Annotated in this window: 16 protein-coding genes; 9 read left to right on the forward strand and 7 right to left on the reverse strand. The window is 72.2% G+C overall.

What is annotated here, in order from left to right; genetic code table 11:
• Window positions 1-42 precede the first annotated feature (42 nt).
• Window positions 43-450 (forward strand): DapH/DapD/GlmU-related protein, encoded by a 408-nt coding sequence (locus tag ACWA14_RS13050; RefSeq protein WP_463794211.1) that lies wholly within the window; start codon window positions 43-45, stop codon window positions 448-450.
• A 33-nt stretch (window positions 451-483) separates the two neighbouring features.
• On the opposite strand, the gene ACWA14_RS13055 is transcribed toward ACWA14_RS13050, so the two are convergent.
• Both ACWA14_RS13055 and ACWA14_RS13060 read right to left on the reverse strand, forming a co-directional pair.
• Window positions 484-1,143 (reverse strand): LuxR C-terminal-related transcriptional regulator, encoded by a 660-nt coding sequence (locus ACWA14_RS13055; protein WP_463794213.1) that lies wholly within the window; start codon window positions 1,141-1,143, stop codon window positions 484-486.
• The gene (locus tag ACWA14_RS13060; RefSeq protein ID WP_463794214.1) at window positions 1,136-2,341 is read right to left on the reverse strand and encodes an ATP-binding protein; all 1,206 of its coding nucleotides are present in this window, start codon (window positions 2,339-2,341) and stop codon (window positions 1,136-1,138) included. Before ACWA14_RS13060 ends, ACWA14_RS13055 begins: the two co-directional genes overlap by 8 nt.
• A 114-nt stretch (window positions 2,342-2,455) precedes the next feature.
• Here ACWA14_RS13060 and ACWA14_RS13065 point away from each other — a divergent pair, with 114 nt between their 5' ends.
• The 4 genes from ACWA14_RS13065 to ACWA14_RS13080 all read left to right on the forward strand — a co-directional run bounded on the left by ACWA14_RS13065 (window position 2,456) and on the right by ACWA14_RS13080 (window position 6,037).
• Complete coding sequence (locus ACWA14_RS13065; RefSeq protein WP_463794215.1) at window positions 2,456-4,045, forward strand: PspC domain-containing protein; 1,590 nt, start codon at window positions 2,456-2,458, stop codon at window positions 4,043-4,045.
• Window positions 4,042-4,434, forward strand: coding sequence for a hypothetical protein (locus tag ACWA14_RS13070; protein WP_463794218.1), 393 nt, complete (start codon window positions 4,042-4,044; stop codon window positions 4,432-4,434). Before ACWA14_RS13065 ends, ACWA14_RS13070 begins: the two co-directional genes overlap by 4 nt.
• Before the next feature lie 38 nt (window positions 4,435-4,472).
• Complete coding sequence (locus ACWA14_RS13075; RefSeq protein ID WP_463794221.1) at window positions 4,473-5,243, forward strand: LysR substrate-binding domain-containing protein; 771 nt, start codon at window positions 4,473-4,475, stop codon at window positions 5,241-5,243.
• Between the two features lie 74 nt (window positions 5,244-5,317).
• Window positions 5,318-6,037, forward strand: coding sequence for a glutamine amidotransferase-related protein (locus ACWA14_RS13080; protein WP_463794226.1), 720 nt, complete (start codon window positions 5,318-5,320; stop codon window positions 6,035-6,037).
• Window positions 6,038-6,052: 15 nt separating this feature from the next.
• Here the strand turns inward: ACWA14_RS13080 and ACWA14_RS13085 are convergent, their stop codons facing one another.
• Entirely contained in the window at window positions 6,053-6,508 is a 456-nt protein-coding gene (locus ACWA14_RS13085; RefSeq protein WP_463794228.1) for a glutaminase, read from the reverse strand.
• Window positions 6,509-6,663: 155 nt separating this feature from the next.
• Here ACWA14_RS13085 and purU point away from each other — a divergent pair, with 155 nt between their 5' ends.
• Window positions 6,664-7,515, forward strand: coding sequence for a formyltetrahydrofolate deformylase (purU, locus tag ACWA14_RS13090; protein WP_463794230.1), 852 nt, complete (start codon window positions 6,664-6,666; stop codon window positions 7,513-7,515).
• Here purU and ACWA14_RS13095 read toward each other — a convergent pair.
• Window positions 7,505-8,557, reverse strand: a complete 1,053-nt coding sequence (locus ACWA14_RS13095) for an NAD(P)H-dependent flavin oxidoreductase (RefSeq protein WP_463794233.1) — start codon at window positions 8,555-8,557, stop codon at window positions 7,505-7,507. The genes purU and ACWA14_RS13095 overlap by 11 nt on opposite strands.
• 69 nt (window positions 8,558-8,626) lie before the next feature.
• Between ACWA14_RS13095 and ACWA14_RS13100 the strand changes: the two genes are divergently transcribed.
• Both ACWA14_RS13100 and ACWA14_RS13105 read left to right on the forward strand, forming a co-directional pair.
• Window positions 8,627-8,899, forward strand: a complete 273-nt coding sequence (locus tag ACWA14_RS13100; RefSeq protein ID WP_463794235.1) for a DUF6412 domain-containing protein — start codon at window positions 8,627-8,629, stop codon at window positions 8,897-8,899.
• A 64-nt stretch (window positions 8,900-8,963) separates the two neighbouring features.
• Window positions 8,964-9,719, forward strand: a complete 756-nt coding sequence (locus ACWA14_RS13105) for a YidC/Oxa1 family membrane protein insertase (protein WP_463794237.1) — start codon at window positions 8,964-8,966, stop codon at window positions 9,717-9,719.
• Window positions 9,720-9,731: 12 nt separating this feature from the next.
• Here ACWA14_RS13105 and ACWA14_RS13110 read toward each other — a convergent pair whose 3' ends face one another.
• The 3 genes from ACWA14_RS13110 to ACWA14_RS13120 all read right to left on the reverse strand — a co-directional run bounded on the left by ACWA14_RS13110 (window position 9,732) and on the right by ACWA14_RS13120 (window position 12,026).
• Window positions 9,732-10,658 (reverse strand): EamA family transporter, encoded by a 927-nt coding sequence (locus tag ACWA14_RS13110; protein ID WP_463794240.1) that lies wholly within the window; start codon window positions 10,656-10,658, stop codon window positions 9,732-9,734.
• A 45-nt stretch (window positions 10,659-10,703) separates the two neighbouring features.
• Window positions 10,704-11,588, reverse strand: a complete 885-nt coding sequence (locus ACWA14_RS13115; RefSeq protein WP_463794242.1) for an SDR family oxidoreductase — start codon at window positions 11,586-11,588, stop codon at window positions 10,704-10,706.
• A gap of 90 nt (window positions 11,589-11,678) precedes the next feature.
• Window positions 11,679-12,026, reverse strand: coding sequence for a DUF7882 family protein (locus tag ACWA14_RS13120; protein WP_463794243.1), 348 nt, complete (start codon window positions 12,024-12,026; stop codon window positions 11,679-11,681).
• 242 nt (window positions 12,027-12,268) lie between these two features.
• On the opposite strand from ACWA14_RS13120, the gene ACWA14_RS13125 reads away from it, so the two are divergent.
• The gene (locus tag ACWA14_RS13125; RefSeq protein WP_463794245.1) at window positions 12,269-12,859 is read left to right on the forward strand and encodes an FHA domain-containing protein; all 591 of its coding nucleotides are present in this window, start codon (window positions 12,269-12,271) and stop codon (window positions 12,857-12,859) included.
• The last annotated feature ends 1 nt before the right edge of the window (window position 12,860 follow it).

A 12,860-nucleotide genomic window follows, 5' to 3' on the forward strand; every position in this document is an offset into this window, starting at 1 on the left:
TGTTGATATATCCGGGGAAGTCTCCGGAACACGGGAGGAATCGTGGGAAAGAACTACGTCGACATCGAGAACGACCAGGGAGCGACGCTGCGGTACCGCAAGCACGCCAATGGCCGCGGACTCGTCGCGCACGGCGCGAAGGTCCACCCGAAGGCGCACATCGAAGCGGGTGCCTACATCGAACCCGGGGCCCGCATCGGCGCCGGGGCGACGATCGCCCGCGGCGCCTGGATCGAACCGGATGCCGTGATCGGCGAGGGTGCGCACATCGATGCGCACGCCCACATCGGACAGGGTGCCGCGGTCGGAGACGGAGCGCACATCGGCGTCCGCACCGACGTCGGCGCCGGAGCGCGCATCGTGCGCGGAGCCCGCATCGGCGATGACGAGACGGTGGCCGCCGGCCTCACGATCGCGACCGACCCGAAGGGTCTCTGGCTCGCGGCCTGAGACCACCCCCGCCCCGAACGCAGGGCCCCGCGCCTACAGGAGTCTGCGCTCCGAAGCCCACACCGTCAGTTCGTGCCGTGAGGAGAGCTGGAGTTTGCGCAGCACCGCCGAGACGTGCGTCTCGACCGTCTTGATCGAGATGAACAACTCGGCGGCCACCTCCTTGTACGCATAACCCCGCGCGATCAGTCGCATGACCTCCTGCTCGCGCGCGGACAGCCTGTCCAGCTCGTCGCTCGCGGTGGCGGTCTCTCCCGAGACGGCCCCGAACGCGTCGAGCACGAACCCCGCCAGCCGCGGCGAGAACACCGCGTCCCCGCCCGCGACCGCATGCACCGCGCGCGACACCTCCCCGCCGGACGAGCCCTTCGTGATGTACCCGCGGGCCCCGGCGCGGATCACGCGCACCACATCCGCCGCGGCATCCGACACGCTGAGCGCGAGGAAGCGGGACGACGTCGGCGCCGAGCCGCGGATGACGGCCTCCCCGCCGCTCGCGTCATCGCCCGCACCCCCGGGCAGGTGCACGTCGAGCAACACGATGTCGGGCGCCGTCTCGCGGATCACGGCGATCGCCGAGGGCACGTCATCCGCCTCACCGACGACATCGACACTCTCATCGAGGTCGGCGCGCAGGCCTGAACGGAAGATCGAATGGTCGTCCACGAGCACCACCCGGATGCGGTCAGCCACGGCTTTCTCCTGTCGTCGCGATCGAGAGATGCACCTCGGTGCCGTTCGGGTCGCTGCGCACGCTGCCGGATCCGCCGGCACGGCGCATGCGTCCGATGATGGACTGCCGCACACCGAGCCGGTCATCGGGAACCTCCGTGAGGTCGAAGCCCGGCCCGCGGTCGCGGATGAAGACGTCGACACCGGCGATGCTGCCCTCGATGTACACCGAGATCTCCCCGCCGGCATGGCGTGCCGCGTTCAGCATCGCCTCACGGGCGGCCGCGGCGAGCTCACCGCTCGCCCGCTCGGTCGAGAGCCCCGCCGAGACGACCTCGATCCGCACCGGATAGTCGAGCTCGAGTGCTCCCGCGAGATCGCGCAGGTCGGTCGGGAGATCGCTGTCGGCCGGCGCATCGCCGTCGTACAACCACGCGCGCAGTTCACGCTCCTGCGCACGGGCGAGCCGGGCCGCCTCGCTCGACGCACCCGCCCTGTTCTGGATCAGCGCCAGCGTCTGCAGCACGGAGTCGTGCAGGTGCGCCGCCATCTCGCTGCGCTGCTCCTCGCGAATGCGCCGGGTGCGCTCCCCCGCGAGCTCCCGCCAGCGCGGGATGAGGGTCGAGGATGCCACCGCCAGCACGCCGCCGAGCGGCAGGAGCGCCAGCAGGAACTCGACGCCGCCCACCGCCCGCGACAGCAGCACGAGGAACAGCACCACCAGCAGCGCCACCGCGAGGATCCGCACGACGGCCGTGTGCCGGGGGCCGCGCGCCGTGTCGGTGTGATCGATCAACGTCGCCCACAGCCCGGCGGCGGTGGCGAGCACCACGGCCGACACGGCTCCGAGCACGGCCGGCGCCTGCGACAACACGCTGCCCGGGGTGTTGCCGAGGGTCCACGACCCGACGACGAGCACGGCGACCGCGGCGGGCGCGATCAGGATCCAGGCGACCGGCACGCGCCGAGAGGGTGCCGTCTCGGCATCCGCCCAGGGGGTGAAGACCCAGCACCAGGCGTAGAGCAGCACGCCGGCGCCGCCGCAGAGCGACAGCGCGATGAACAGGGCGCGGACCATCCAGACCGGCACTCCCAGGTGCCGGGCGAGACCGGCACCGACCCCGGAGACCAGGCAGTCGCGGTCCCGCTCGAGCGCCGGTCGCGGCGGGGCCGCCACGCGGGGCGGGCGCGCGGGGACGGGCGGCGCGGAGGAGGGCATGTCGCCATCCAATCATCCGCAGCATCGCTGAGGGGATTCCCGCGGCCGAGATCAGGGGTCGCTCAGGGGTTCACCCCATGGCGGGCCACACCGCCGGACGGACAGGATCGAAGCATGACGATTCCGACAGCGCCTCCCCCCGCCGCCGATGCGACCGATCCGGCCGCCCCCGGCACGGCGACGCCCGCCCCTTCGGCTCCCGCAGAGCGCTTCTTCCGGTGGGTGTCCGGCCTGGGTGTCGCGCGCTCCGAGGGCTGGCTCGGCGGGGTCGCCGCCGGCATCGCGGCCCGCCTGCGCATCGACCCGTTGATCGTGCGCGGTGTTCTCGTGATCGCGGCGCTGTTCGGCCTCCCCGTGATCTTCCTCTACGCCCTCGCCTGGGCGCTGCTGCCCGACGCCGACGGACGGATCCACGCCCGCGATCTGCTGAACCGCGATTACGAGCCGGTGCAGCTCGGCATCCTCGTCGTGGCCGCGATCGGGCTGATCCCCACCGCCCCGCTGGCCGGACGATTCTTCGGCCTCGGCTACGAGAGCTGGTCGGCCCTGTCCATGGTCAGCTGGCTCATCGGCCTGGTCCTCGTGGGCGGACTGCTCTTCCTCATCGTGCGCGCTGCCAGCCGCACCCCGGGGACCTCCGCGTCGAGCGTGTCGGTGGCTCCGACCGGCTCCGCGGCCCCGGACGCATCCGCGACCCTCGGCGGTTCGGGTACCGCCGAGGGCGCGGATGCGACACCCTCGTCCTCGTTCTCCGCCGAGGGCGCCTCCGACCACCAGCCGCTTCCCGACGCCGAGCCCGTCTCTGCGCCGTCCGCGGCCGGCGAGCGCCCTGTCGCACCGACGCCGCTGCCCTCCGGCACGACCGACCCGACCGAACTCGCCGCCTGGCGTGCGCAGCATGCGGCCTGGCGCGAACAGGATCAGGCCTGGCGCCGCCAGCAGCAGGATGCCGACCGCGCGGCGCGTGACCAGGCGCGCCGCGAGCGGCAGGCGATCGGCGCGACCTTCGCCGCCGAGGCCGCGGAGCGTCGCCGGGTGCGCCGGGCCTCGAAGCCGCGGGCGGGCTTCGCCCTCGTGGCCTCCGTGATGGGCCTCGCCCTGGCCGTCGGCGCGGGTGTCGGGCTGACGGGCGGCCCCACCGCCGGCGCGCTCGGGCTGCTCTGCGCCGCACTCGTGCTGTCTTTCGGGATGATCATCGCGGGTCTTCTGCGTCGCCGCAGCGGCTTCCTCGCCTTCCTGACCGCGATCACCCTCGCCGGGGGCCTGACCGCCGGGTACGTCGCGACCTTCGACGACCTCACCTTCGGGTGGGCCTCGGTGTCGAACAACCGGCCGCAGCACGTGCAGCAGCCGTTCGGCGATCTGAACATCACGCTCACGCCGCACGACGGCGGCCCTCGCCCCCTCGTGATCGACAAGGGATCGGGCAACACCTGGATCGAGGTCCAGCCGGGGGTCGAGCTCCAGCTCGACGCGATCGTCGGGACGGGGACCGTGAGCTGGATGCGCATGGATCCGGACACGGGCACCGTGCTCGACTCGGGTGTCTGGCCGCTGGTCAGGCAGGACGACGGAACGCAGACGGCGTCCGTGCGCACGGCGGCCGAGAGCGCCGGGGTCACCACACGGCAGCCGGTCACGGTCACCCAGACCTCGGGCGACGTGTTCGTCACGATCTACGACACAGCGGAGGAACAGCGATGAGCACCGACCTGACACCCCCGGCGGCTCCCACCGGCGAGACGACGACCGGCGAGACGACACCGGGCATCGAGACAGCACCGTTCGACGCCGCCGCCCCGCAGCCCCCCGCGGCGATGACGGCATCCCCGGCGCCCCTCGTCGACCCCGGCGCACCGCGCGTGCGCGGCGCCGCGATCATCTGGGGCCTGTTGTTCGCCGCGATCGCCTTCGCGGGCATCTGGATGCTCACCGACGACGAGCGTCGCTCGGCGACCGCCGATGCCATCACGGCTCTCACGCCGGAGACGGGGGTCGCCCTCGTGCTGCTCGCGATCGGCGTGCTCGTGCTGGTCACCGGTGCTGTCGGGCTCATCCGCCACGCCCAGCACCGCTCCGCCTCCGGGGACTGACGCGGATGCGCCGCCCGGCGCCCGATACCCTGGACCACATGGCGACTCAGGGACGGCGACCGGCGCGGCGCACCAGCGGCGGCCCCGCACGGCAGGGGAAGCCGCAGGGAAGGACACAGGGCAAACCGCAGCCGAAGCCGCAGGGCAAGGGCACGCGCACGCCTGCCTCGGCGAAGGTCGTCTTCGATGCCCCCCGCGACGTCTCCGAGGAGCCCCGTGTGTTCCGCCTCGCCACGGTGCCGGGCGCGACGCCGGGGAAGTGGATCGACGCCTGGAAGAAGCGGATGCCGCACGTGCGGCTGGAACTCGTTCCCGTCGAGGCGGGTGTCGAGGCCGGCGACCGGAGTCGCATCCTCGCCGAGGTGGACGCGGCGCTGCTCCGTCTGCCGCTCGACGATGACCGTCTGCACGTCATCGCGCTGTACGACGAGGTGCCGGTCGTGGTCGCGGCCGCGGACTCGCACCTGCTCGCGGTCGACGAGCTCACGATCGCCGATCTCTCGGGCGAAATCGTGATCGTGCCGTCGGACGACGTGCTCGGGGCACCGGATCTGCCGGGCACCAGGCGGGCGACCTTCGCCCCGCTGCCGACCGAGCAGGCGATCGCGACCGCGGCATCCGGGGTGGGCATCGTGATCGTGCCGATGTCCCTCGCCCGCCTGCACCACCGCAAGGATGCCGGTCACCGTCCGCTGCTCGACGGCCCGACCTCCACGGTGGCCCTGGTCTGGCCGCGCGATCGCACCACCCCCGACGTCGAGACCTTCGTCGGCATCGTGCGCGGCCGCACCGCCAACTCCTCGCGCTGACACCGCGCGACCCGGGCGTCACGGGGCGTCACCCGCTTTTCTCCGCGACGTCCGGCCCTCGTTAGAATCGCCGGATGGGTTCGCTTCTCTACGTGTGTGTGCGCCCGGAGCGCGGAGCGGCCGATGCCGAGCATGCGTCGTTCCGGCGGGCCCTCGGCGTGGACGTCGTCGACCGGCTCGATCTGCTGGAATCGCCGCTCGATCCCGCCCGGCTGCGCGGCTACCGGGGCGTCGTCGTCGGAGGCTCGCCCTTCAACGTCAGCGACGCCGAGAAGATCCCGGAGCAGCTGCGGGTCGAGGCCGATCTCCGCACGATCGCCCAGCGCGCGATCGATGCCGAGGTCGCCGTGTTCTTCACCTGCTTCAGCATCGGCGTGGTGACGCGGATGCTCGGCGGCGACGTGACCACCGCGACCCCGGAGGTCGCGAGCGCCACGGTGATCCGCACGACCCCCGCCGGTGCGGTCGATCCGATCTTCGGCGGGAGCTCCCCCGCGCTCACGGTGTTCACGGCGCACAAGGAGAGCGCGGTGGCCCTGCCCGACGGCGCGGAGCTGCTCGCCACCAACGACGCCTGCCCCGTGCAGGCCTATCGCGTGGGAACGCACCTGTACGCCGCGCAGTTCCACCCGGAGCCGACCCCGCGCGACTTCGCCGACCGCATGACCTTCTATCGGACGACCGGATACTTCGACCCCGCCGAGTTCGACAGGGTGCAGGACAGCGTGCTGTCGGCATCCGTCACCGAGGGCACCGCGCTGCTGCGCCGCTTCGCGCAGACCTTCGCCGCCTGACCCGCGCGCACGGGCTCAGCCCCGCAGCAGCTCCACGCGCTCGCGCAGGTAGGGCTCCAGCGGCATGTACCCGCCCGCGGTGCTCCAACGCACCGAGGGGATGCCGTCGAGCAGCGCGAGCGGGCCCGAGCGGCCGCCGGCATCCACCGCGTCCACATCGATCCGGCTCCACCCCACGTGCACGACCTCGCCCGCATCGAAGCCTCCGCGCAGTGCCTCCTGCCTCCGCACGGCGCGCTCGCGGGCCGACTCCGCGGTGTAGCCGCGGCGCCCGGGATCCGCCGCACGCAGCACCTCGGCCGTCGCCAGCACGTGCGTCTCGGTCAGCAGCAGCACGCCGAGATGCCAGGCCTCGCCGACCCGGACGATGCGCCGGCCCCGCCACCGGGAATCACGCTGCTCCCCCAGCCCCTCCTTTGGGAGGCCGGCGAGATCGCGCGCGGTCTGCGCGAGCAGAGCGGATGCCGTCATCGCATCTCCTCCCGACGATCCATGCCCCGCGGACGGCGGAGCGGGCGTGGAGCGCGCGGGCGTCACGCCGATGTCCAGCGTATCCATCCGTCGCGGCGATTCGTCGGGCGGCAGGCGGGCACGGCAGAATCGAGGGACACCATCGAGGAGCCCCCATGTCTCAGCCCGACACCGCCCGCCTTCTGATCGCCTGCGACGACCAGCCCGGGATCGTCGCCGCCGTCGCCGGTGTCCTCGCCGCGCACGACGCGAACATCATCTCGCTCGACCAGCACTCCACCGACTCCGAGGGCGGACGCTTCTTCCAGCGCACCGTGATCCACCTCCCCGGGCTCGCGGCCGCACGCGTCGCGCTGGAAGCGGATCTCGCCGTCGTCGCCGAGCGCTTCGGCATGGAGTGGTCCCTGCACGACACCGCCCGGCGCAAGCGCGTCGCGATCTTCGTGTCGAAGTACGACCACTGCCTGATGGAGCTGCTGTGGCGCACGCAGCGCGGCCAGCTCGACATCGACATCACCATGGTCGTGTCGAACCACCCCGACCTCGCCGAGTCGGTGCGCTCGTTCGGGGTTCCGTTCGTGCACATCCCCTCGGGCGACAAGCAGCTCATGGAGGAGCGCCAGCTCGACCTGCTCCGCGGCAACGTCGACCTGGTCGTGCTCGCCCGCTACATGCAGATCCTCACCGACGGCTTCATCGAGAAGCTCGAGGCGCCGGTCATCAACATCCACCACTCGTTCCTGCCCGCCTTCATCGGCGCGAACCCGTACGCCCGGGCGAAGGATCGCGGGGTGAAGCTGATCGGTGCGACGGCCCACTACGCCACCGCCGACCTCGATGAGGGACCGATCATCGAGCAGGACGTCACGCGCGTCACGCACGCCGAATCCGCCGCCGAGCTGCAGAGCCGGGGCGCGGACGTCGAGCGTCAGGTGCTGGCGCGCGCCGTGCAGTGGCACGCCGAGGACCGCGTGATCGTGCACGGTCGCTCCACCGTCATCCTCTGAGGTCGGCGGGCACGCCGGCGCGCAGCTCCGCGAAAGTCTCCGCGGCACTCCCGGAGCGACTGAGCGGGGCGGCCTGTCCCATCCACAGCGACTGCAGCTCCGGCAGGTCCTGCTCCCCTGCCGGGGTGCGGAAGCGTCCGGTGAGCCAGTTCTGCATCGGGAACGGCGCGATCGTGCCGCTCGCCTCGATCGCGCGTACGGCCCGGTTGCGAGCGCCCCGCGCGAGGCGCCCGCTCATGGCGCGGGTGAGCACGGTCTCCTCGGCGGCCGTGTGGCGGATGGCGGCGCGGTGCGCGTCCGTCGCGACCGATTCGGCCGTGGCGAGGAAGGCGGTGCCGACCTGCACCGCGCTCGCGCCCAGGGCGAAGGCCGCGGCCACACCCCGTCGGTCCGCGATGCCGCCGGCGGCGATCACGGGAACATCGACCGCGTCGGCCACCTGCGGCACCAGGGCGATCGTGCCGACGAGGGAGTCCTCGGCGGCGCGCAGGAAGGAGACGCGGTGCCCCGCGGCCTCGAATCCGGTCGCGACGATCGCGTCGACCCCGCCGTCGGCGAGCGCTGTGGCCTCGGCGACCGTGGTCGCGGTGCCGACGACGCGGATGCCGCGGCGGTGCGCCTCCGCCACGAGCGCGGCGGAGGGCACGCCGAACACGACGCTGAGCACAGCGGGCGCCACATCCCAGATCGCGTCGAGCTGTTCATCGAGCGTCGGGATGTAGCTCTCCGGTCGGGCCGGCATCTCGACGCCGACGGCCTCGTAGAACGGCTGCAGCGCCTGCGCGAAGATCATGTGCTGCGCGTTCGGGATCACCTCGTCGCCGGTGGGAAGCCAGATGTTGAGCGCGAACGGCCGGGAGGTCGCGGCACGCAGCGCGGCCCCGGTCCGGCGGATGCGGTCACCGTCGTAACCGTAGAGCCCGAACGAGCCGAGACCGCCCGCCTCGCTCACGGCCGCGGTGAGCGGCACCGAGGAGAGACCGCCGAACGGGCCGAGGACGATCGGATGCTCGATGCCGAGAAGCGCACGCAGATCACTCATGCTCCGAGGCTACGCCCGCGCGCGCCGGGACGGCCGATGCTACCCTCGCAGCAGGGAGTGAGGGCGTACATGAGCGAGTGGTTCGGGCAGATGCTGAGCATCGTGCTGACCGCGCTCGGGCTCGTGTCCGTCCCGGATGCCGCGGCCCTCGGCCTGGCGATCGCGCTGGTCGCGGTCACCACCCTGCTGCTCGCCCTCGTGCTGAGTCTGCACCGGGCCGCGCGCGGAACACCGCCTCATCCCTGGCGCGCCATCGACGTCTCCACCCTCCTCGCTCAGAGCGATCCGGATGCCGCAGGGCACCCGCGTCCCCGAGCGCCGGGAGTCGCCACCGCCGCGTAGTTCCGTTCCTCTCGGGATCACGCGGCTTTCGCCGACCCCTCCCGACACTCCGAACGGACACTTCATGGACCCCTTCGCCTTTCCTCCCCTCACCGCGCTCCTCGAGGGCGCCTACGGCGCCCTCGCCGGGCTCGCCACCGCTCTCGAACCTCTCGCCGGCACCACCGCCGCCGCGGCCGCTGTCGTGCTCGTCACCCTGCTGGTGCGCGCGCTGCTCATCCCCGTCGGCTTCTCGCAGGCGAAGGCCGAACAGACCCGAGCGCGTCTCGCTCCGCGCCTGCGCGACCTGCAGCGCCGTCACCGGAAGAATCCGGAGCGGCTGCAGCGCGAGACGCTCGCGCTGTACCGCGCCGAGAACACGTCGCCCTTCGCCGGGATGCTCCCCGTGCTCGCGCAGGCCCCGGTCGTGGGCATCCTGTACACCCTCTTCCTGCGGCCCGACATCGCCGGCCACCCGAACGAGCTGTTGACGCACGATCTTCTCGGCGCCCCGCTGGGGACGAGCCTGGTTTCGGCGCTGTTCGGCGGGGTGGCGACACCGGGCACGTTCCTCGTCTTCGGCGTGCTGCTCGCCGTGATGATCGCGGTCGCCGAGGTCACCCGGCGCGTGTTCCGTCCGGCCCCCGTCGAGGGCGACTCCCCGCTGAACTCTCCCGGGATGCTCCGCGCGATGAGTGCGCTGCACCATCTCACGGCGGTGTTCGCCGCATTCGTCCCGCTCGCGGCCGCGCTGTATCTGACCCTGACGGTGGTCTGGACGCTCGGGCAGCGGGCGCTGCTGCGTCGGCGCTATCCGCTGCCGGTCGTGGCGCCGGCGTGAGAGATCCGCGGGTCAGTCCGGAAGCGGGATCGGGGCGGTGAAGACGCCCGGAGGGTCCGCCTCGGCATCCTTCCGTCGGCGGCGCCGGATGCCGAGGGTGGTCCCGACGCTCGCCGCGACCACCAGGGCGATCGCCAGCAGGCGCAGCGGGGTCGCGTCCTGGCCGAGCACGAGCCATCCCGCCAGGGTCGCGAAGGCGGGCTCGAGGCTGAGCAGCACGCCGAACACCCGCTCCGGCAACCGACGGAGCGCCGCGAGCTCGAAGCTGTACGGAATCACCGACGACAGCACGGCCGTGATCGCGGCGAGCAGGAGGAGCTGGGTGTCGCCGGCGACCGTGATCGCGGCGGGGATCCCCATCGGCACCAGCAGCAGTGCCGCGACGACGAGTCCCATCGCGAGGCCACCGGCACCGGGGATGAGGGAGCCGACGCGCGCGCTCATGCGGATGTACATCGCCCAGAAGGCGGCGGCGATCAGGATGAACAGCACACCGAGCGGATCCAGCGGTTCTGCCCCCAGCAGTCCGTCGATCGCGAGCAGCACCATGCCGATCAGGGCGACGCCCACCCACACCGCGTCGGCGAGACGTCGGGTGAGCACTGCGGCCAGCACCAGGGGCCCGAGGAACTCGATCGCGACCGCGGGGCCAAGGGGGATGCGGTCGATCGCGGCGTAGAAGAAGCCGTTCATCGCCGCGAGCGAGACCCCGAACAGCAGGGCCGCCGTCCACTGCTGTCGCGTCCACCCTCGCGGCCGCGGTCGCACGATCAGGACGAGCAGGAGCGCGGCGATCGCGACGCGGAGCGACGTCACGCCCCACGGGCCGAGGACCGGGAAGAGCTGCGCCGCGACTGCCGCACCGAACGGCAGCGACAGGCAGGAGCCGATGACGAGCGCGACGCCGACGAGAGAGCGGGAGGACGCGGGCTGCTGCACGTCACCCAGCGTGGGGCATCAGCCCCGCCCGCGTCCAATCGACACTCAGAGGTGTTTGCCGCCCGTCACCGCGAGCACGGCGCCCGACGTGTAGGAGGATTCGGCGGAGGCCAGGTAGACGTACGCTCCCGCGAGTTCGGCCGGCTGTCCTGCCCGCTCCAGGGGGGTGTCCTGCCCGAAGGTGGCGAGGTGATCGGCATCCCACCCGGTCGCCGGGATCAGCGGCGTCCAGATCGGCCCCGGCGCGACGGCGTTGACACGGATGCCCCGGGCACCCGCCTCCTCGGCGAGCGCGTGCACGAACGCCACCTGCGCGGCCTTCGTCATGGCGTAGTCGATGAGACCGGGCGACGGGCTGGCGGCCTGCACGGACGAGGTGACGATGATGCTCGCGCCGGGTTCCAGGTCGGGGTAGGCGGCGCGTGCGGTGTGCACCATGCCGACGAGGTTGGTCTCGAAGACGCGGCGCATGTCGTCGGTGCGCAGGTTCTCGAAGCCGTCGATGTCGTGCTGGTAGGCGGCGTTCAGCACCAGGATGTCGAGTCCGCCGAGCGCCTGCCGTGTCGCCGTGACGATCTCCGCGGCGAAGGCCTCGTCGCGGAGGTCACCGGCCAGACTCACGGCGGTGCGGCCCGCGTCGCGGATCAGCTCGAGCGTGGCATCCGCGTCGTCCTGCTCCTCGGGCATGTGCGCGATGGCGACATCCGCGCCCTCCCGGGCGAAGGCGATCGCGACGGCGCGGCCGATGCCGGAGTCGCCTCCCGTGATCAGCGCGCGACGTCCGTCCAGACGACCGCTGCCGACATAGCTGGACTCACCGTGATCGGGCCGCGGGGTGGTGTCTCCCGTGACGCCGGGCTGGTCCTGCTGCTGCGCGGGGAAGTCCTCGGTGGGGTGAGCCGTGCGGGGGTCGGGAAGATCGTTCGTCATGCGTTCGCCTCTCGTGTTGTCCGAGAGAGCGACGATGCCGCACTCGGCCATCGCGGCGAAGGGGGTTGACAGCGAAAGCGGCGGTGCGGGTCAGGCGCGTGTGGATGCCGCGAGGTCGGACGCACCGACCGGCTCGGCGGATTCCGACGGCTCCGGCATGAGATAGAGACCGCTCGGCGCGTTCGCCGTGAACGCGAGGGCCTCGATCCAGGCGCGGTTGATCGCGGGCTGGCGGCTGCCGAAGTACTTGAAGACGAGGGAGCTGCCCGGCTGCACCCACACCGTGACGCGACCGCCACCGACGCTGGCGTCTTCACGCCAGCTGAACGGGAACGGCTCGCCGCGGCGCAGCTTGGCGGTGATCACGAGCTGCAGGTGCGTGAGTGCGCGGTCCTCGATCTCGGTCTTGACTCCGCCTTCGTAGACGAACTTTCCCATGTGCCCTACTCCTCGGATCACGGGCGAGCCGGCATGCTGCCGGGCCCGCCTGATTCGGCCCTCTCTGCGTAGCGTACGTCCTCGCCCCGACATCCAAGAATACGGGACACGCACGGCCCTGTCGCGCGCGCGCCCGAACCGCGGCCGCGCGCGCGGGACGGAGCCTCCCGAAGTCAACCCCTACCTCCGTGTCGGCGGCCGCGCCTAAGCTCGGAGACACACTTTCGAGGAGGCGATCACGCATGAGTGACGAGACGAACGAGGGCTACACGCCGACCACCACCCACGCCGAGTGGGGCGCGGGCAACCCGCGTCTGCGCATCACTCGCGACGACGACCGCACCGAGTTCGCGCTCGACGTCGATCTCGTCCGCATCGGCTCCGCCGAGGGCAATGAGCTGCGCGTCGCCGACACCGATCCCGTGCACGCCACGATCCAGCACGACGACCGCGACGAGTACGTGCTCACGCTGCACGGCGACGGCGAGAAGAGCGCCGCGGGCGGCGCCGACGCCACGCACCCCGGCGAGGACAGCCAGACGCTCCGCACCGGCGCGCAGTTCACGGCGGGCCCGTGGACCTTCGTGTTCGCCCGCGAGGAGTTCGCCGACCACGGCCGTCCCTTCGGCGGGCGCAAGGGCGGCGAGTACGACGACCAGGCGTTGCAGCCGCCCCGTCCGGATTACAGCGCGGAGGCCGAGCAGTCCGAGACCGCCGAGACCGGCGCTCCCCAGGGCGAAGCCGCTCCCGACGACTACGAGAAGAACGTCGATCAGACGCCGACAGAGCACGCCGGCGCGGATGAGAGCGGCTCGGAGAAGAACGAGGCCTGAC

The organism is Microbacterium sp. TW_SC_2 (assembly GCF_055361165.1).